Below are 19,834 nucleotides of genomic sequence, written 5' to 3'. Positions count from 1 at the left end.
GGCAGCAATTACATCATGCCGCCCATACCGCCCATGCCACCCATACCACCGGCAGCACCTAAATCAGGCGCGTCGCTTTTCGGCAGATCGGTCACCATGCACTCGGTAGTGATCATCAGACCGGCTACGGAAGCCGCGTACTGCAGTGCAGAACGGGTCACTTTAGTCGGGTCCAGGATACCCATGTCGATCATGTTGCCGTACTCTTCGGTCGCAGCGTTGTAACCGTAGTTACCGTCGCCCGCTTTAACCATGTTCGCAACAACAGACGGCTCTTCGCCGCAGTTCAGCACGATCTGACGCAGCGGAGCTTCCATTGCGCGCAGCGCAACTTTGATACCCACGTTCTGGTCTTCGTTCTGGCCTTTCAGCTCAGCCAGTTTGCTGGCTACGCGAATCAGCGCCACGCCACCACCGGCAACCACGCCCTCTTCAACGGCAGCACGGGTTGCGTGCAGCGCATCTTCAACGCGGGCTTTCTTCTCTTTCATCTCAACTTCGGTCGCAGCGCCAACTTTGATTACCGCAACGCCGCCTGCCAGTTTCGCTACGCGCTCCTGCAGTTTTTCACGGTCGTAATCGGAAGTAGCTTCTTCGATCTGCTGACGAATCTGCGTTACGCGACCCTGAATAGCGGTCTCTTCACCCACGCCATCGATGATGGTGGTGGTGTCTTTGTTGATAACAACGCGTTTCGCCTGACCCAGATCTTCCAGGGTCGCTTTTTCCAGCTCCATACCGATCTCTTCAGAGATAACGGTACCGGCAGTCAGGGTGGCGATATCCTGCAGCATCGCTTTACGACGGTCGCCAAAGCCCGGTGCTTTCACCGCAGCGACTTTCACGATGCCGCGCATGGTGTTAACTACCAGGGTCGCCAGCGCTTCGCCTTCCACATCTTCAGCGATGATCAGCAGCGGTTTGCCTGCTTTAGCAACGGCTTCGAGAACCGGCAGCATTTCGCGGATGTTGGAGATTTTTTTATCAGCCAGCAGGATGAACGGGCTTTCCAGTTCTACTGCGCCAGTTTCCGGCTTGTTGATGAAGTAAGGGGAGAGGTAGCCACGGTCGAACTGCATACCTTCAACCACGTCCAGCTCGTCCTGCAGACCGGTACCGTCTTCAACGGTGATCACGCCTTCTTTACCGACTTTATCCATCGCTTCAGCGATCAGTTTACCTACGGTTTCGTCGGAGTTAGCGGAGATGGTACCCACCTGAGCGATAGCTTTAGAGTCAGAGCACGGTACGGAGAGCGCTTTCAGCTCTTCAACGGCAGAGGCGACAGCTTTGTCGATACCGCGTTTCAGATCCATCGGGTTCATGCCCGCAGCAACGGCTTTCAGACCTTCAGTGATGATGGACTGTGCCAGAACGGTCGCGGTGGTGGTGCCGTCGCCCGCAGCGTCATTCGCTTTGGAGGCCACTTCTTTCACCATCTGCGCGCCCATGTTTTCGAACTTGTCTTCCAGCTCGATTTCACGTGCTACGGAAACACCATCTTTGGTGATGGTCGGTGCACCGAAAGATTTATCCAGAACCACATTACGGCCTTTCGGACCGAGGGTAACTTTCACTGCATCTGCCAGAACATTTACGCCGCGCAGCATTTTTACACGAGCGTCGTTACCGAATTTTACGTCTTTAGCTGCCATTTTCTGTATTCCTTAAATTCGTTCAGGTTCGTTCGCGCGCGTTGTTACGCTTCAACAATTGCCAGAATGTCGCTTTCGGACATAATCAGCACTTCTTCGTTGTCGATCTTCTCAGCCTTCACACCGTAACCATCGTTGAAAATCACGATATCGCCCACTTTCACGTCCAGCGGTTGAACAGTACCGTTTTCCAGGATGCGGCCCTTACCGACAGCGATGATTTCGCCACGAGTTGATTTGCCTGCCGCAGAACCGGTCAGAACGATACCGCCAGCAGATTTAGACTCAACTTCCTTACGTTTGACGATCACACGATCATGTAACGGACGAATACTCATTTGATAGCTCTCCTTTGAGAAAGTCTTTATCAGTTATGGTGAGGCCGGGTCCATGGGGTTATCCGGCTGGTGACCTGAGAGATGGGGTTAGGCTTTCCCCCCTTCAAGGGGCAAAACAAAAAAAATTTTCGAAAATGCAATCGGCTGTACCCTCCCTTTACTGGCGGGGAATGGCGAGCCCTAAGTAAAACGGCTTGTGCTACCATCGAGGCTCCCGATAAGAGACAAACAGAAAAAATGAGCGGATTAAAACAAGAGCTAGGGCTGGCCCAGGGTGTTGGATTACTTTCGACCTCTTTACTCGGCACAGGAGTCTTCGCCGTTCCGGCGCTGGCCGCACTGGCCGCAGGTAACAGCAGCCTCTGGGCGTGGCCGTTACTCATCGTGCTGGTCTTCCCGGTGGCGATTGTCTTTGCGGTGCTTGGGCGTCACTTCCCCAGCGCGGGCGGCGTCGCCCATTTTGTCGGCATGGCGTTTGGCCCGCGCTTGCAGCGGGTAACCGGCTGGCTGTTTCTCTCGGTGATCCCGGTTGGGCTGCCTGCGGCGCTGCATATCGCCGCCGGTTTCTGGCAGGGGCTTTTCGGCTGGCAGGGGCCGATGCTGCTGATGGCGGAGTTGATGACGCTGGCGCTGATTTGGCTTATTGGTACGCGCGGAGCGGGCTCCAGCGCCAACCTGCAATCGATTATCGCCGCCCTGATCGTTGCTCTGCTTGTCGCCATCTGGTGGCGCGGCGGCATTACGCTGCGCGACATCCCCTTTCCGCCTCTCGGCGAGGTAACTCTCTCTGAGATGTCCGCGTCATTAGCAGTGATGTTCTGGTGCTTTGTCGGGCTGGAGGCCTTCGCCCATCTCGCCTCGGAGTTTAAAAACCCTGAGCGCGATTTCCCCCGTGCGCTGATGATTGGTCTGCTGCTGGCGGGCACCGTCTACTGGGCCTGTACCGTCGCGGTGCTGAAGTTCGATCTCTGGCACCATCTGGGCGCAGCGGCTTCGCTGCCGGTGATTGTCGTCGATCTCTTTGGCAAGCAGGCGCTGTGGGTGGCCTGCATTATTGGCTATCTCGCCTGTTTCGCCAGCCTCAATATCTATATTCAGAGCTTCGCCCGGCTGGTGTGGTCGCAGGCAGCGTATAAACCCGACAGCGCGTTGGCAAAACTCTCAGCGCGCCAGCTGCCGCTTAACGCCCTTAACGCGGTGATCCTCTGCTGCGTGGCCTGTACGCTGGTCATTTACGCTTTCAACATCAATCTCGACACGCTGATCATCTATGCCAACGGCATCTTTATCATGATCTACCTGCTCTGCATGCTGGCGGGGTGTCGGTTGCTGAAAGGGCGTTATAAGGCGCTGGCGCTGCTCGGCAGCGTGCTCTGCCTGCTGTTGCTGGTGATTCCTGGCTGGAAGAGTTTATATGCGGTGGTGATGCTGGCGGCGCTGTGGCTCTTTTTACCGAAGCGGCGCACGACAACCGTTCGTTCTGTGTCGGAATAAAAACTGTGTCGGAATAAAAAAATGCCCGGCGGGGCCGGGCAGCGGAGCTTAACGATCGTCTTTATGATCCAGGCGATTGTTGGGGTCATCTTTACGCTGATATTCGCCTTCAAAGGTGTCGCCGCCGCCAAACCCGGCGCCTGCGCCAGGCCCGCGCGAAAAGCGCAGATGCGGCATCAACTTGAGGGTGATCAGTTTCTGCACCGGCGGCACCAGCAGCAGCAGGCCGAGGAAGTCGGTAAAGAAACCAGGCAGCAGCAACAACAGGCCAGCGATTACCAGCGACACGCTCTTAATCATCTCGGCCGCCGGGCTTTCACCCGCTGCCATCTTCTCCTGCATCGCCATCAGGTTTTTAAATCCCTGGTTACGCACCAGCGACATGCCGATAACCGAGGTGAAGAGCACCAGGATAAGGGTCATCAGCACGCCAAAGACGTGAGCCACCTGGATGAAGATCGAAATTTCGATGTAAACGTATAAGAAAAAAGCAATAAACGGTATCCAGCGCACTGGCTTCTCCTGTGAACGAGCAACGGTCATCTCACCGTTGCTAAAATGAGTCTGCGAATTCGCATAGGGATGAGATGGTGGCGAAGTTGAAAAATTCAATTTCCCCGGCGGTGTAAAGTTTTGTTTGTTACGCAGCGGTGACTTATTTCACATATTGGTAATTATGATGGGTCCAGTAAGATAATAAGTGATCCCGATTACGGCAATTCGCCCGCGCCAGCATATAATTTCACTCTTCTGGCCGATTGAGGGAATAATCGTCGGTCGAAAAAGACACATAACCACATAAATATTGTGTGATTGGTGTATTCATTCGTAGCTTGCAAAAGAAGGTTCACATGTTAAACAACATTCGTATCGAAGAAGACTTGTTAGGTACCAGGGAAGTGCCAGCGGATGCCTACTACGGCGTGCATACTCTGAGAGCGATTGAAAACTTTTATATCAGCAACAACAAGATCAGCGACATCCCTGAATTTGTTCGTGGCATGGTGATGGTGAAGAAAGCCGCAGCGCTGGCGAACAAAGAGCTGCAAACCATTCCTAAAAGTATTGCTAACGCTATTGTTGCCGCATGTGATGAGGTGCTGAACAACGGCAAATGCATGGATCAGTTCCCGGTTGACGTCTATCAGGGCGGCGCGGGCACTTCTGTGAACATGAACACCAACGAGGTGCTGGCAAACATCGGCCTTGAGCTGATGGGCCACCAGAAAGGGGAGTATCAGTTCCTCAACCCGAACGATCATGTCAACAAATGCCAGTCCACTAACGATGCCTACCCGACCGGGTTCCGCATCGCGGTCTACACCTCGGTGGTGAAACTGATCGACGCCATCAAACAGCTTGGCGAAGGCTTTGAAAACAAAGCGGTGGAGTTCAAAGATATCCTGAAAATGGGCCGTACCCAGCTGCAGGATGCAGTGCCGATGACCCTCGGCCAGGAGTTCCATGCCTTTAACGTGCTGCTGAATGAAGAGACCAAAAACCTGCTGCGTACCGCGGAACTGCTGCTCGAAGTGAACCTCGGCGCAACGGCTATCGGTACCCGCCTCAACACGCCGGATGGCTACCAGCAACTCGCCGTGCAGAAGCTGGCAGAAGTGAGCAACCTGCCGGTAGTTGCCGCAGAAGATCTGATCGAAGCGACCTCCGACTGTGGCGCCTATGTAATGGTGCACAGCTCGCTGAAACGCCTGGCGGTAAAACTGTCGAAAATCTGTAATGACCTGCGCCTGCTCTCCTCCGGGCCGCGCGCCGGACTGAATGAGATTAACCTGCCGGAACTGCAGGCAGGCTCCTCCATCATGCCGGCCAAAGTGAACCCGGTTGTGCCGGAAGTGGTAAACCAGGTCTGCTTTAAAGTGATCGGTAACGACACTACCGTCACCATGGCTTCCGAAGCGGGTCAGCTGCAGCTGAACGTGATGGAGCCAGTGATTGGCCAGGCGATGTTTGAGTCGATCCACATCCTGACCAACGCCTGCTACAACCTGCTGGAAAAATGCATTAACGGCATCACCGCCAACAAAGAGGTGTGTGAAGGCTACGTCTATAACTCCATCGGTATCGTCACCTACCTCAACCCATTTATCGGCCACCACAATGGCGATATCGTCGGCAAGATCTGCGCCGAAACCGGGAAGAGCGTGCGTGAAGTGGTACTTGAGCGCGGATTGCTGACGGAAACGGAGCTGGATGATATCTTCTCTGCCCAGAACCTGATGCATCCGGCCTATAAAGCGAAACGCTATACCGATGAAAGCGAACAGTAACCTTCCCCCAGGTTAAAAAATATGAAAGGCACGTCCTCCGCGACGTGCCTTTTTCTTTTGGGTGGTTACTTACCAATAACAATTTCATATCACTTGGAAAACAAGGAAGCCCACTATGTTTGCTGCAGAGCTTGTCCTCGTCTTACTTGCCATCTACCTTGGCGCCAGGCTCGGGGGGATCGGCATTGGCTTTGCCGGTGGCCTCGGGGTGCTGGTGCTGACGCTCTTCTTTCAAATTAAACCCGGCGCCATCCCGTTTGACGTCATTGAGATCATCATGGCGGTGATCGCTGCGATTGCCGCCATGCAGGTAGCGGGCGGCATGGATTACCTGGTCAGCCTCGCCGAGCGCATGCTGCGCCGCCATCCGAAGTACATCACCTTTCTCGCCCCGCTGGTCACCTGGTTTATGACCATTCTGGCGGGCACTGGCCACACGGCCTTTTCCACGCTGCCGGTGATCACCGAAGTGGCAAAAGAGCAGGGTATCCGCCCGTCGCGCCCGCTCTCTATCGCCGTGGTAGCGTCACAAATCGCTATTACCGCCTCGCCCATCTCTGCGGCAGTGGTCTTCTTTGCCGGTATTCTTGAACCGCTGGGCGTCAGCTACCTGACGCTGCTGGCGATCTGTATTCCCGTCACGCTGATTGCCGTGATGCTGACCGCCATTGTCTGTAACTTCCTTGGCTGCGAGCTGAAGGACGACCCGGTTTACCAGGAGCGGCTGGCGAAAGGGGAAGTGAAGCTGCGCGGCGAGCAGGTGTTCGCCCTGAAGCCCCACGCTAAACGCTCGGTGATGCTCTTTCTGGTCGGTATTATCGCCGTCATGCTCTACGCCACCGCCATCAGCCCGACTGTGGGTCTGATCAATAACCCGGTACTGCCGCGTAACGAAGCGATTGTGGTGTTTATGCTCACCATCGCGACGCTTATCTGCCTGAGCTGCAAAGTCGATACCGGCGAGATCCTCAACGCCGGCACCTTTAAATCCGGCATGAGCGCCTGTATCTGCGTGCTCGGCGTGGCGTGGCTTGGCGATACCTTCGTCAAACATCATATTGAAGATATCCAGATGGTGGCGGGCGATCTGCTGCACAGCTACCCATGGCTGCTGGCGGTGGTGCTCTTCTTCGCTGCCACCCTGCTCTACTCACAGGCGGCGACCACCAAAGCGCTGATGCCTGCCGCACTGCTGCTTGGCGTCTCACCGCTGACGGCCGTGGCCTCCTTTGCCGCCGTGTCGGCGCTGTTTGTGCTGCCAACCTACCCGACGCTGCTGGCAGCGGTCGAGATGGATGACACCGGTTCGACGCGTATCGGCAAATTTGTCTTTAACCACCCCTTCCTGATCCCCGGCGTCATCGCCATCGCGCTCTGCGTGGTGCTCGGCTTTATCTTCGGCGGTATCTTGTTGTAAAAGTCTATAAATCGGGCTGCCTGGCGGCCCGATCTTCCCGCGTCGCATGCTATAGTCCCTGCTTTCGCTTTCAGGAGGTTGAGAATGAACACGCCCGACGCCGTTGTTGTACTCTGCACCACCCCGGATGAAGCCACCGCCCAGGATCTGGCGGCCAAAGCGCTGGCGGAAAAACTCGCCGCCTGCGTGACGATCCTCCCCGGAGCGACCTCGCTCTACTACTGGGAAGGGAAGCTGGAGCAGGAGTATGAAGTGCAGTTGCTGCTGAAAACCGACGTCGCGCACCTGGACGACCTCTTCGCCTGCCTGAAATCGCATCACCCTTATCAAACCCCTGAACTGCTGGCGCTGCCGGTTTCTCACGGAGAGCACGACTACCTCACATGGCTCAACGCATCCTTACGCTGATCCTGCTGTTATGCAGCACATCCGCTTTCGCCGGGCTGTTCGACGCGCCCGGCCGCTCTGACTTTGTGCCTGCCGACCAGGCGTTCACCTTTGATTTTCAACAGCATCAACATGATCTGACGCTCAACTGGCAGGTGAAAGAGGGTTACTACCTCTACCGCCAGCAGATCCGCGTCACGCCTGCGCAGGCGCAGATCGGCGCGCTCGAACTGCCCAAGGGCGAGTTGCATGAAGATGAGTTCTACGGCAAAACTGAGATCTACCGCCAGAAGCTGAACCTGCCGCTAAGCATCGCGCAGGCCGGAAAAGGCGCGACGCTTACCGTCACTTATCAGGGGTGTGCCGATGCCGGTTTCTGCTACCCGCCGGAGACCAAAGTGGTGCCGCTGATGGAGGTCGCCGCCGCGCCGGTGGTTGAAACGAAAGCCGCACCAACGGAGACCGCGCCCGACCGCCCGCTGCCCTTCTCCGCCCTCTGGGCGCTGCTGATTGGCATCGGCATCGCTTTCACCCCCTGCGTATTGCCGATGTACCCGCTGATCTCCGGCATTGTGCTCGGCGGCAAACAGCGCCTTGCCACGCCGCGCGCGCTGCTGCTGGCCTTTATCTACGTGCAGGGGATGGCGCTGACCTATACCGCGCTGGGGCTGGTGGTTGCCGCCGCCGGGCTGTCGTTCCAGGCCGCGCTGCAACACCCTTACGTGCTTATCGGCTTGTCGCTGCTCTTTAGCCTGCTGGCGCTGTCGATGTTCGGCCTCTTTAACCTGCAACTCCCCTCCGCGCTGCAAACCCGCTTAACGCTGTGGAGCAATCGCCAGCAGGGCGGCTCCGTCGGCGGCGTGTTCGCGATGGGGGCAATCGCCGGGCTTATCTGCTCGCCCTGCACCACCGCGCCGCTCAGCGCCATCCTGCTCTATATTGCCCAGAGCGGGAACCTGTGGCTCGGCGGCGGCACGCTCTATCTTTACGCCCTCGGCATGGGCCTGCCGCTGATTCTGGTTACGGTGTTCGGCAACCGCCTGCTGCCGAAAAGCGGGCCGTGGATGGAGCAGGTCAAAACCGCCTTTGGCTTTGTGATCCTCGCCCTGCCGGTCTTTTTACTGGAGCGCGTGCTGGGCGAAGCCTGGGGGCTGCGGCTCTGGTCATTGCTCGGCGTCGCCTTCTTCGGCTGGGCCTTTATCACCAGCCTCAACGCCACGCGCCCCATTATGCGGGTGCTGCAAATCGCCCTGCTCGGCGCAGCGCTGGTTTGCGCCCGTCCGTTGCAGAACTGGGCCTTCGGCGCGCCCACGGCACAGGCGCATGCGCCTTTGGCCTTTACGTCAGTGAAAACTGTCGACGATCTGAATCAGGCGCTGGCGCAGGCCAACGGTCGGCCTGTCATGTTAGATCTCTATGCTGACTGGTGCGTGGCCTGTAAAGAGTTTGAGAAGTACACCTTCAGCGACCCAGACGTGCAGGCGGCGCTGAAAAACACGCTGTTATTACAGGCCAACGTGACGGCCAATGACGCACAGGATGCCGCGCTGCTGCGCCATCTGAATGTGCTGGGGTTGCCGACCCTGCTCTTTTTTGACGCGCAAGGGCGAGAGCAGCCAGCTTCCCGGATAACCGGGTTTATGCCTGCCGAAGCCTTTGCCGACCATTTGCGCAAACGCGCCCCGTAAACAACACTTGGTGGGGTAGTTTGACGCAGTAACGGAGGAGACCACTGTGCAACGCGAAGACGTTTTAAGCCAGACATTGCAACTGCTTGAATTACGAGGCATTGCGGACACCACTCTTGAAATGGTTGCCGAGCGCGTCGACTATCCGCTGGAGGAGTTCCGCCGTTTCTGGCCCGATAAAGAGGCGCTGCTCTATGATGCGCTGCGCTATTTAAGCCAGCAGATCGATATCTGGCGCCGCCAGCTGCTGCTGGATGAGAGCCTCAACCATGAACAAAAACTGCTGGCGCGTTACGCCGCGCTGACCGAATGCGTGAGCAACAACCGCTATCCGGGCTGCCTGTTTATCGCCGCCTGCACCTTCTTCCCCGCGCCGGATCACCCGATTCACCAGTTGGCGGATCAGCAGAAGCTGGAGGCGTACAACTTCTCCCATAAGCTGCTGAGCGAGCTGGAGGTGGACGACCCGGCAATGGTGGCGAAGCAGATGGAGCTGATCCTGGAAGGGTGTCTCAGCCGTATGCTGGTCAACCGCAGCCAGGCGGATGTCGACACTGCCCAGCGGCTGGCGGAAGATATTCTGCGCTTTGCCCGCTGCCGCAAGGGTGGCGCGCTGACCTAAGCGCTCAGTAGCCCCGCCCACGCCGAGATAAACAGCCCCAGCGCCATCACGCGCTGGAAAGCAACGAGCGAGGCCGGGGTGCGAAAGAGCCGGTTAACGGCTTTGCCCAGCAGCGCCCAGCCAAACAGGCTCATCACCGAGATGATGAAAAAGAGCAGCGCCATCACCGAGACCTCACGCAGAGGATGACCGCTGTGTGGGGCAAACAGGCTCACCACCGCTAACGCCATCATCCAGGTTTTCGGGTTAATAAGTTGCAGTATCGCCGCCGCGCGCGCAGTGAACGGCTGCTGCGCCTCGCCGTGCAGATCGGTGGCTGGTGCCCGGAACAGCTGCCAGCTCATCCAGCTCAACCACACCACGCCCGCCCAGCTCATCACCCTTCTCACCATTACGTGATCCTGCAATACCTCCCCTGCACCTGCGCCAGAGAAAAAGACAATCGCACTGGCGGCGGCACAGCCGCTTATCACCGCGGGCAGCGTGGCTTTGACGCCGAAGCGCTGGCTGCTGGTGAGGATCAGGATATTGGTCGGGCCGGGAGTGATCGACGCGACAAAGGCAAAAAGTAAGTACGGCAAGAAGGTATACAGCAGGGACATTGTCAGGCTCCTTTGGATATGAGCCTGTCAATGTCGCGTTATTTGAGGTTATCGTCTGGAAGGTTTGTGCACAGCCTGCGGTAGTGCGCCGGAGAGATACGATAAGCGCGCTGGAACCAGCGCCCGAGATGGCTCTGATCGGCAAATCCCACGGCGGCAGCGACATCGGCGGGTTGATCGCCTCGCGCCAGCTGCGCCCGCGCAGTAGTGAGACGCAGCTGAACAAGCCATGCATGTGGGCTTAACCCAAACTCGCGCTTAAAGCAGCGCGTCAACGTAAAGCGATCGGTTCCCGTTTCGCGCGCCAGGTCTGTTAAGCCAATATTGTCGCCGATATGCGCGTGAAGGTAATCCCGCGCGCGATGGGCAATCGCCACGCTCTGGATCTGCGTCGGGATGCGTTTGCGCCACTGGCAGTGGTGCGTCAGCTCACCGAGCAGCGCATCCATCGTCCCCTGCTGGACAATGCGCATCTCATCGCTGTGCAGCGCAGAGAAGGTTTGCGCAATGGTGCGAATCAGCTGCGGTTCGCGCGCGATGGTGTGGGAAAAGTGCAGCGCGTAGCTCGAAGGCACCGCGTCATACAATCCGCGCAGCGTAGTGTTGAGCCAGCGATCGTCGAGGTAAAAGGTGAGATAGGTAAAGCCGCCCTCTACCGGCGCGTCGCCATCGTGGATCTCGCCTGGCTCGAGTAAAAAGGCGTCGCCCGGTCGGCTATGGTGGCGCTCGCGGCGGCAGTGAAACTGTTGGGTGCCGGACAGAGTGATACCCACCAGATAGCTGTCATGCCAGTGCGGGTCGAACGCATGCCCTTCAAAATGGGCGCGGATGGTTTCAATCCCCGTATCCGCATGCTGTCGCAGCTCAAGCCAGTCTTTAGACATTTCGCCTCCGTATACTATCGAAAAATAGCATTCATCAACGCTATGTAAAAGTCTGGAAGATTTGTGCAGCCGCCGTTTTTCGGCGCGGTTTTGCGCGTTTTGCCGCAAAGTTGAGCAACCGAAAGGGTTTTCGGGAAATTTGGTTGACGCCCACGGGCGATTACGGTTTAATGCGGCCCGTTGCCCGGATAGCTCAGTCGGTAGAGCAGGGGATTGAAAATCCCCGTGTCCTTGGTTCGATTCCGAGTCCGGGCACCACTAATTTTGCATCAAAGCACGCTGGTTAAGAGATGAGATCCTTAACGGGCGGTTAATACAGGGGCCGGTCATTACGGAATGTCCTCCGGTGTAGGCGTATCTGCACTGGTTAACGTTTCTGAATCAGTCCCTCAAGTGAGGGAGCCTGCTGACACAGGCTCCCTTCTCTCGATCACTGGCAATAATCCCAGTCAATCAGTTTTGTGTCAATAGTTGTAATTCCCTTTCTACACAGAGATCTGTGTGCAGGGACAATTCTTCTTCCAGTGTTTTTCCCACAATGTCCATCTTGAGTTCCACATATTCCATTGTTGTACTGACACTACGATGACCCAGTAAATCTTTGACCAGCTGAAGATTCCTTTCAGGTGCTTTCATCAGTTCCGTAGCAAGAGTGTGTCTGAAACGATGCGGCGAAACGGCAAACCCGCACTCCTTTGACAGACGGCGAAAGAATGAGCGGATCTTTTGATGCATCACACTCACATCATTTCTTTCGAACTTTGCCTTTCTCCCGGCAATATAAAAACTGACATTGAAAAGATTATCTTTTGGCCCGGCTCCGGCTTCTGTTGCCCGTGTGAGGAGAAGCTGCAATCGCAAACGCAGTTGTCTGACAACAGGAACACGCCATTCCCTGTGCGTTTTACTTCCTTCAAGGCGCAGGTCTATATAGCCCTCTGTCAGATTGACGTCCCTGAGCTGAATATGCAGAAGTTGATTTTGCCTCATTCCTGTATATCTGAGCGTATCCAGGACGGTTATCCAGAACCAGACCGGGTAAAGCGCACTACGCCCGCCACGTGCAAAAATTTTCCTGTTGGACTCAATTTCAGCCTGCTGCATTATCAGATAAAGTCGGGTTAGCTGAGAGCGGTTTAACGTGCGCTTTTTCTTTCTGTCGCGCTGTACGGTACAATTGTTGAAAGGATTTCTGCCCTCAGGCAATAGACCGCTTTCCATCGCATAGTTATAGAGGGCCCTGAGATGTGCAATTTTGTTGTTCCAGGTCTGCGCAGATTGTTGCTTTTCTCTGAGTACATATCGCCGCCATCTTAGTACTTCATGATGAGTAACCATTAATGGGGTTTTGTCAGTACCCGTGAATTTCCGGAACCCCTTCACAACCTTCGCATAGCTCCATTCTGTTGCAGCGCGCAGGTTTCGGGCGAAGAAGTACTCCTCAAGCAATTCTTCCCATGTCGTATGATGGTTTTTGTCAGACATACAGCATTTCCTTTTTCTATATCAAGCTGCCCGTAAGGGCCCTCATGGACTGCCCCTCCTTTAAAGGAAAGACAGAAGCCCGCTGTCTTCAGGGGAAGATGCCCCTCTGAAAAGGTGTGTAGTCTTGACGAGATACCCACTTACAGGTTTAAACGTGCCTGCTTTATCAGGCGAGTGGTACAATTTTGCCTTGTTAAAACGCTCGCCCCTCCGCACCCTGTGAATATGCAGCTTCTCAAATTCCAGCTGTATGGCATCCCTGCTCAGCTCTGTCCCGCTTTCTCTGATGTAAAGATAAAATATGTCCGGCACCCTGAGAAAAATGAATCCTGCGACGGCATGCGCTCTGGAATCAGGTTGATTAATATCAATTTGCTTGCTCTTAAGCCCTTCAGAAAGCCACCTGAAGAATTCAGTGCCAGCCTCATCTTTTTTCACTGTTTTTTTTAAGTCAATGTTAATACTGTGTGACGGGATGTTATCCTCAACACCTTGTTCAGGGAAAGAGTCTTCCGCTACTGTCTGATTTATCTGATGCTTATCAGTTTCGGGAGGCTGTTCATCAAGAGATAAAAACTCTGTCCCGTCATCTGCTTTACTGCTGGCTAATGACTCTTCTTCACCCGCACTGGCCCCGGTCACTTCAGTCATTTCGGTTGCACTGAAAAGACTCAGCAACATCTCTGTATCAGCTTCCTCTATATCGACAGAATCACATTCGGTAATCCCGTCTGCCTTCTCATTGCTGACGGGATTGCAGCCATCAACCATTGAGACAGGTGTTAAAGAAGATGCAAGCTGAGTAACCTGCGTATCTGAGATTTCGGGCGATGCAGTTTTGGGCGTTACTTCTGATGAAGGTTGTAATTCAGTCTCTTGATCAGGCGGCGTTTGTAGAACGGAAAGGGCCGGCCCTGCGAGGTTACTGACTGTCGCATGTGCCCCAGATATCTCCTGCGAAGGCGATCCCACCTTTTCAGCGGCCAGCTTCATCAGGCTTCGTATCAATGGCATGCCCGGATGCTGATTCCAGAGCGCGCCGGCCAGGTTGCCCAGTGCCGAGGGATTCTCTGCCAGCCAGCCCGTCGCCTCTGCCGGCATAAGTTGCCCGGCGGCAAGCGCCGCAAATGCTGATGCGTTCTCTGCCTCCCGGAACCGGAAACGATAAGGCGAGTCCGGAACAGTCATTCCCGGAAGCCAGCTTTTACCGTCAAGCAACTCCCCCTCCAGAGTCGCAAGAAGAGGCAGGTGCCAGAACAGCGCCGACCAGTAAATCACCGCATTCCACATCACATTCTGCGCTGCCTGCTCTTCCGGTGCCGCGCCGGGGGGGAACATGTATCCTTTTGCCAGCCTGACCGCACAGGCCGTGAACTGCAGCGTAAGGTCGCCGAAGCCGTCTGACTGCGACCACCTTCCCTGTTGTGCGGCCGGCACGTTCTGTACTCTGGCTAACAAACCATTAAGAGGCGCTAAATAGAGTCGCTGATAGATGTCTGCGGGCAGAGAACAGTTCTCCCACAATTGCTGCAGGCAGGTTTCTCGTAGCGGGCTGGCGCACAGCCTGTCGGCCTCACGCGGGGCGTGGTAGCTGACAGGCGTGACTGTGGATATATGATGTACTGCTTCTGGATCGCCTTTTGAAAACAGAGACCTCAGGGTCCGGATTCTGCTGAGCATAGTGTTCTCCTGGTACAGGGCTGCTCAGTGTTATGACACTCCCTGCGCCACACCATAAAAAACCAGTTATTCAGTCCCGGAAGTTTCTCCCGTGTCGCCGGGCATATCGGCATCGTTCTCATCATCCTCACCGGCTTCGCTGACGTTTTCATCATCGGCCTCGCTGAGCCAGCGCACCAGCTCGTTCAGCACGAGCGTCTCTCTTGCCCGTGTGACAGCCACATACAGCAGGTTAGTCTCATCCTGTCGCTCTTCCTGCGAGAGGAGCGGATCGGTAATGTCTGTAAAATCCTCACTGAGCATTACCACCGGCCATTCCAGACCTTTGCTGCGGTGTGCGGTTGAAACCGTGACCTGAGCGTCTTTTTCATGAGTGACGACCTGACGGCGCATAATGGCCAGTTTTTGCGGAAGCGGGAAAAAGTCATCGAGCAGGCGAATAGCCTGGTTCATCTCCACGTCCTGGGTGGCTTTGGCTATCGAACAGTACTCGTCAAAATCCCGGTAGTCCCGGCTGAGGCGCGGGGACTGCATCTTTTCAGGCATATCAGCGGAGAACCAGTACAGGTCTTCCAGCTCCTCTGTTTTGTAGCCTTCAATCCCCCCGACCCAGAAGACCTTTTTCTCCATAAGGCTCGCCGTCAGGGCGCTGCCGATCACGCCTGACACCGTCCGGCTCAGTACAGCAATGTGCTCAGCCCCTGCCGGAAGGCTGCTGACGACAGCATCCTGGCCCCCGTTACCAGTCACGCGCTTTTCCTCTCCGGCACGTTCAAGCAGGATGTTGGCCACACGCGCCACCTCAGGACCAAACCGGAAACTCGCTGTCAGCCACAACCGGTCTGCCTGTGCCAGCTGTGGGGCACTGAGTGCATTATCTGCCCCGCGAAACCGGTAAATCTGCTGGTAACGGTCGCCGACCAGGATGACACGGCAGGGCTGATTCAGTACAAACGCACTGGTCACCGGATTGGCGTCCTGGGCCTCATCGAAGAGTATGGTGTCCCAGCGTTTTGACAGGTCAGGATGAGAAAGCTGGAACAGTTTAAGGTAGGTGTCGTGCGTGACGGGAAAGACTGAGTCAGTACGGCTCATTTCATACCAGAGAAACTGGATTGCCCCCAGAATTTTACCTGCGTCGAGACCGTGGCGATCATCCTCAGCAGGCAGATGTATCAGCCCTGGCTCGGGGTCTGCGCTACAGAGGAACATATTCAGCCCGCTGAGCGCCAGTCTGGCCAGCGGCCAGTGGCGGGTGTTGAGCTTTCTGGCCACATCCGTAATGCGCAGACTGGCTGTCAGCCGGTCACGGAAATGTTTCCCAAAACGGGCCCATGCCAGCTGATGCGACGTTTTACACTCTACGTTATAGGGGAATTTGCGTTCAGCTTCATCCCGCACAGCGCGATTATAGGCGAGGTAAAGCATCTTACTTTCCGGGTTGGCTTCAGCGTAGTTCACTAACGTGGAGGTTTTGCCTGTGCCTGCAAACGCATTTACCACAAGATGATTACCCTTCCATCCGATGATGGCGTTTTGTTCGGCTGTTGTTTTCCAGGTCACTGTGTTCTCCCGCAGCAACAGATGTGAAAAAAAACAGCCTGACAGCGGGAAGCGTTCACTACGATAAAAAACCAGATACCCTGCTTCAGAAATAAAAAACGCTCCCGGGCGGGAGCGTGTGGATGTCATTATGCCGCCTGAAAGTGCCGTGGATCCAGACGAACAGGCCAGCCGCCGAGATAGTGCCCGGGGGTATAGAGTATCCGGCGGCGTTCATTCGCCAGGGTATTACCTACCACCACTTCGCCGGCAATCCCGCACAGGGACAGCTGTATGTAAGCCATTCCGGCCGCAAGCGGATCGATATCTGTCGCGGATACCCACAGATACCGGTGCGGTGGCCACCCTGCCTTTTGCAGAACATCAGCAAATGCCAGCACCATGCAGCCGGCCCCGCACGCAGGTTCACTCAGGGTGATGAAGGGTTTATCACGGAACAACGCTTCAGTGTCGCCCAGCTGCATGGCCGCCATCATCCTGGCCACGTCCCAGGGCGTGAAAAACTGCCCCCGGTATTTATCACCCAGCTCCAGCTGCATGAAGACACGCCCCAGGAAGTCCCCGGGCGCGTCACCCAGCCCGTTAACAACGTGGGCCAGCAGCTGTGCCATGCGCGTGACGTCCTCCTTTTCGTATCCACCGACGATACGCAGATACTTTTGCTCCCGCACCTCACTGAAGTGAAGCCGGTTTTCCAGCGCGATGACACTGCAACTGATGAAGTCTTCAAATACTTTGAACCGGTGATGATACCGGGCCGTCTGACTGAACAATTTAACAAAGGCTTTTTCGTGGTTAATCATGCCAGGCATGCGCTTCTCCATAAAAAAGGGGACACGCACCCTGACCAGGGGACGTGTCCCCTGAGGGTAAAAAAAGCCACGGCAGTGCCGTGGCGGGGTTAACGGAGGAGCAGGCTTTTACCCCCGGACCTCACGATATGATGCAGACTCCTGGGCCGGTGACGCTGGCTCATCGCTGACGAGATAAAGCACCTGACCGGGCTGAGACGCGTCGGACGCACCTTTGTGTCCGTCGACATGTTCGCCGCCGTCATAGCAGTCGTAACCGCTGAGCCCGCTTACGGGCTCGCTGTAGCTGTGACGCACCTCGCAGTCAAACACCGCTGAGATTTCCCCGACAACCTCACCTGACGGCGGGAGCCAGGGCGTATCCATCTGCAGCGTAAGACTGTTTGGCGTATGGCGCTCCCAGTTGACATTGTGCCCCGCCGGCCACTCCATGCCGTACTGCCGGCAGTAGAGGCTGGTTGTGGTCGACACACCGGACATGAGCCCCCCGGAGCCGTTCAGCTCTGCTGCCAGCCGTGTAGGTATGACGGCCAGCATGTCGCAGGGCTGGGAGCGTTCAGGATACTGGCGGAGCCGTTCCCAGGCAGCCGAAGCGTCAGACTCATCGCCGGCGCTGACCAGACCAAACCAGTCGGTATACTGCCTGGCAATCAGCTCCACCATAACCTCACGTGCCGGGCCGGGAATATTCTCCCATTTCAGCGCGCCCAGACCTGACTGGTGATACAGCCGGTCAATAGTCCTGATAGTTTCCGTATCGAGGACGGCATCCTTAAGCAGGAGCGCCAGCCAGCTTTCAAACGCCTGATTGGCCGCAGTGGAAAGCCCTGTGCCTGCACGGACCAGCCCCTGACAGGGCGGATACGACGTGGTGCGCACCGGCTTGAGTATCCCCGCCGCGCCGGCCAGAAAAAGCTGTATGCTCTGCTGCACGGCGTGGCGGTGACGCGGTACGTCAGTGCCGTTTATCCACTGCAGCATGACATCGATGCAGACGGATTTACCGGTGATTTCCAGGCGGTTATGACACCATTCGGACATAATGAATACTCCTCTTTCATAAAAAAAGAGGACACAGCCCCGTGAGGAGCGGTGTCCTCACGGGACGGTGACAGTTACGGAATAACCGCCACCGGATAAGTTAATTACGCCGCCACAGCCTGACGTCCAGGCTGTGCCAGCAGGTATTCCGACGCTTCCCGAGCATGCCGGCAGGCGCGGAAAAGGGCCTTTTTGTCAGATTTCAGCACCCTGAGCCAGTGGTCCACATAGCTGTCGTGCTGAACCTCACCGGACACACCGAGCTGCGCACACAAAAACGCACTGCCCATTTCGGCAATGAGCTCTTCAAAGGCATATACCGGGTCCCCGAACTGGCGGGATGAGGAGGTTATCCCCTCCCGGTTAAGTCGCTTCGCATGACCGGTACTGTGTACCAGCTCATGCAGCAGCGTGGCCCACCAGTCCGCTTCCGTAAAAAACTGCCCTGCCATTGGCATCACAATTTCATCCGTCAGCGGGCGGTAATAAGCCCGGTTCTGAGGCAGCATCCGGTGTTTAACTCCTGAGGCGTTAAACATCCGGAGCACCCTGTCCATCACGTCCGGACTGAGTATGCCGTCCTCATCCACCGCCGGCGTTTGCTCAGGTGAAGCCGCAACCTCTGCCGGCAACCCCTCACACTGCTCAGCGTTGAACAGCTGCAGGGGTTTAAGCATCGGCACGGTTTCTGTCAGCGGTTTGCCGTCACTGTCATAAAGGCGGTTGCCTTCGCGGTCCTCCGCCTGTTTCGTCCAGTCCCTGTAAACCACCGCCAGAGTGGCTTTCTCACCTTTACGCACCTGGCCGCCGGCCTGCTGCGCCTGGCGGTAAGTCAGCCAGCGGGTATTGTGAAAACCCTGCTCTTCCGCTGACATCCAGAGAAGCAGGACATTCACACCGCTGTAGTGACGTCCGGTGGTGGCATTCAGGGGCAGACCGGCCAGACCGCTGTCGGCAGCTGCACGCCACGGCTTATGCCAGGGCGCGACGCCGTTTTCCAGCGCAACAACGATACGGTCGGTTATCTGGCGATAGAGATCAGTCTGTTTTACCGGGCGGCGGGCCGCCTTACGTGAAGTCGCTTTTTTCATGAGATATACCTTTAATCAGAGGCATACCCGTGCGCCGGCGGGCGCAGTGATACGCCCGTCGACGGGAACACTCACCCGGGGGTGAGCGAAAGAGAAGAGATTACAGCGGGTCAGTTTTCAGTGACGCGCTTCAGTTCGTACAGATGGAATTCCGCCAGCACGAAGGCATTCCAGTCCTCACTGCTCAGCACCCGCTCACCACCGGAGAGCATCTGCAGCAGCAGGGAATCAAATGCGCCTTCGCTCACCGGTGTTGTCAGTACCGGCTGAGGCATGGTCAGCGTCGGGTGCTCAGGCAGGCCAATATGGCGCTCAATCCAGCGCAACGGTATTGCCCAGCTGCGGCCTTCGTCAGAAGAATGTATACGGAAGCTGCCCGGACACAGGTTGTGCAGCAGGACCATCACAACACGCGCAAAGAAATCGCAGGGCTGATGCTGAAAATCCAGCTCCTGGATACTCAGCGTATTGTTGTTGCGCTCCCGCTCAATGGTCATGTTGACCGGCCAGAAACTGCCGCCTGAATCACCACAGAACGCCATGACATTAGCAACCGGAAACAGATCGGCGGCGCGGTTAAGCGACGGCAGATACATATTTCCCGGACGCAGGCGCACCGGCAGTTGCCAGAACGTTTCTGTTACGGCCAGAACGAAAGCATGCCAGTGATGTAACGGAACCGTGCTGACGTGCTCGATGGTATAAACAACCGACATGGAAGACGGGGAAGAAGACAGGTCTTTCATTGATAAATCCTCCGCAAAGAAAAAAAAGGGGGATTTATCCC

General features: G+C 56.3%; 18 protein-coding genes and 1 tRNA gene. 7 read left to right on the top strand and 12 right to left on the bottom strand.

The window, feature by feature from the left end:
* Positions 1 to 8: 8 nt before the first annotated feature.
* Positions 9 to 1,655, bottom strand: coding sequence for a chaperonin GroEL (gene groL, locus HF650_RS02500; protein ID WP_023478547.1), 1,647 nt, complete (start codon positions 1,653 to 1,655; stop codon positions 9 to 11).
* Between the two features lie 44 nt (positions 1,656 to 1,699).
* The gene (locus HF650_RS02495; protein WP_007372708.1) at positions 1,700 to 1,993 is read right to left on the bottom strand and encodes a co-chaperone GroES; all 294 of its coding nucleotides are present in this window, start codon (positions 1,991 to 1,993) and stop codon (positions 1,700 to 1,702) included.
* Between the two features lie 237 nt (positions 1,994 to 2,230).
* On the opposite strand from HF650_RS02495, the gene yjeH reads away from it, so the two are divergent.
* A complete protein-coding gene (yjeH, locus tag HF650_RS02490) occupies positions 2,231 to 3,487 on the top strand; it encodes an L-methionine/branched-chain amino acid transporter (RefSeq protein WP_187801042.1) in 1,257 nt (418 codons plus the stop codon).
* A 48-nt stretch (positions 3,488 to 3,535) separates the two neighbouring features.
* On the opposite strand, the gene HF650_RS02485 is transcribed toward yjeH, so the two are convergent.
* A complete protein-coding gene (locus tag HF650_RS02485; protein WP_187801041.1) occupies positions 3,536 to 4,000 on the bottom strand; it encodes an FxsA family protein in 465 nt (154 codons plus the stop codon).
* A 338-nt stretch (positions 4,001 to 4,338) separates the two neighbouring features.
* On the opposite strand from HF650_RS02485, the gene aspA reads away from it, so the two are divergent.
* The 5 genes from aspA to HF650_RS02460 all read left to right on the top strand — a co-directional run bounded on the left by aspA (position 4,339) and on the right by HF650_RS02460 (position 9,889).
* On the top strand, positions 4,339 to 5,775 hold the full coding sequence (gene aspA / locus HF650_RS02480) for an aspartate ammonia-lyase (RefSeq protein WP_187801040.1): 1,437 nt from the start codon (positions 4,339 to 4,341) through the stop codon (positions 5,773 to 5,775).
* A 115-nt stretch (positions 5,776 to 5,890) separates the two neighbouring features.
* Positions 5,891 to 7,192, top strand: coding sequence for an anaerobic C4-dicarboxylate transporter (locus tag HF650_RS02475; RefSeq protein ID WP_187801039.1), 1,302 nt, complete (start codon positions 5,891 to 5,893; stop codon positions 7,190 to 7,192).
* Between the two features lie 84 nt (positions 7,193 to 7,276).
* Entirely contained in the window at positions 7,277 to 7,600 is a 324-nt protein-coding gene (gene cutA / locus HF650_RS02470; protein WP_187801038.1) for a divalent cation tolerance protein CutA, read from the top strand.
* A complete protein-coding gene (locus HF650_RS02465) occupies positions 7,576 to 9,267 on the top strand; it encodes a protein-disulfide reductase DsbD (RefSeq protein WP_187801037.1) in 1,692 nt (563 codons plus the stop codon). The genes cutA and HF650_RS02465 overlap by 25 nt, the downstream gene beginning before the upstream one ends.
* 46 nt (positions 9,268 to 9,313) lie before the next feature.
* The gene (locus tag HF650_RS02460; RefSeq protein WP_187801036.1) at positions 9,314 to 9,889 is read left to right on the top strand and encodes a transcriptional regulator; all 576 of its coding nucleotides are present in this window, start codon (positions 9,314 to 9,316) and stop codon (positions 9,887 to 9,889) included.
* On the opposite strand, the gene HF650_RS02455 is transcribed toward HF650_RS02460, so the two are convergent.
* Together HF650_RS02455 and HF650_RS02450 are read right to left on the bottom strand one after the other, a co-directional pair.
* Positions 9,886 to 10,491 carry a LysE family translocator gene (locus tag HF650_RS02455; protein ID WP_187801035.1) on the bottom strand — a complete coding sequence of 202 codons (606 nt, stop codon included), beginning with the start codon at positions 10,489 to 10,491 and terminating at the stop codon, positions 9,886 to 9,888. The genes HF650_RS02460 and HF650_RS02455 overlap by 4 nt on opposite strands.
* Positions 10,492 to 10,529: 38 nt before the next feature.
* A complete protein-coding gene (locus HF650_RS02450) occupies positions 10,530 to 11,375 on the bottom strand; it encodes an AraC family transcriptional regulator (protein WP_187801034.1) in 846 nt (281 codons plus the stop codon).
* A 182-nt stretch (positions 11,376 to 11,557) separates the two neighbouring features.
* Here HF650_RS02450 and HF650_RS02445 point away from each other — a divergent pair.
* A tRNA-Phe gene (locus tag HF650_RS02445) sits at positions 11,558 to 11,633 on the top strand.
* Positions 11,634 to 11,828: 195 nt separating this feature from the next.
* Here HF650_RS02445 and HF650_RS02440 read toward each other — a convergent pair.
* The 7 genes from HF650_RS02440 to HF650_RS02410 all read right to left on the bottom strand — a co-directional run bounded on the left by HF650_RS02440 (position 11,829) and on the right by HF650_RS02410 (position 19,793).
* Entirely contained in the window at positions 11,829 to 12,860 is a 1,032-nt protein-coding gene (locus HF650_RS02440) for a site-specific integrase (RefSeq protein ID WP_187801033.1), read from the bottom strand.
* Between the two features lie 60 nt (positions 12,861 to 12,920).
* Positions 12,921 to 14,540: a TraI domain-containing protein gene (locus HF650_RS02435; protein ID WP_187801032.1), complete on the bottom strand. Its 1,620-nt coding sequence runs from the start codon at positions 14,538 to 14,540 to the stop codon at positions 12,921 to 12,923.
* Positions 14,541 to 14,606: 66 nt separating this feature from the next.
* Entirely contained in the window at positions 14,607 to 16,103 is a 1,497-nt protein-coding gene (locus tag HF650_RS02430; RefSeq protein ID WP_187802591.1) for a UvrD-helicase domain-containing protein, read from the bottom strand.
* A gap of 128 nt (positions 16,104 to 16,231) precedes the next feature.
* A complete protein-coding gene (locus HF650_RS02425) occupies positions 16,232 to 16,915 on the bottom strand; it encodes an N-6 DNA methylase (protein WP_187801031.1) in 684 nt (227 codons plus the stop codon).
* 108 nt (positions 16,916 to 17,023) lie between these two features.
* A complete protein-coding gene (locus HF650_RS02420) occupies positions 17,024 to 17,956 on the bottom strand; it encodes a DUF1281 domain-containing protein (RefSeq protein ID WP_187801030.1) in 933 nt (310 codons plus the stop codon).
* A gap of 104 nt (positions 17,957 to 18,060) precedes the next feature.
* Complete coding sequence (locus HF650_RS02415; protein ID WP_187801029.1) at positions 18,061 to 19,047, bottom strand: zincin-like metallopeptidase domain-containing protein; 987 nt, start codon at positions 19,045 to 19,047, stop codon at positions 18,061 to 18,063.
* Between the two features lie 110 nt (positions 19,048 to 19,157).
* Positions 19,158 to 19,793 (bottom strand): hypothetical protein, encoded by a 636-nt coding sequence (locus HF650_RS02410; protein WP_187801028.1) that lies wholly within the window; start codon positions 19,791 to 19,793, stop codon positions 19,158 to 19,160.
* Between the last annotated feature and the right edge of the window lie 41 nt (positions 19,794 to 19,834).

The organism is Kosakonia sp. SMBL-WEM22 (genome assembly GCF_014490785.1).
Lineage (GTDB): Bacteria > Pseudomonadota > Gammaproteobacteria > Enterobacterales > Enterobacteriaceae > Kosakonia.
This window is presented reverse-complemented; position numbering and strand designations above follow the sequence as displayed.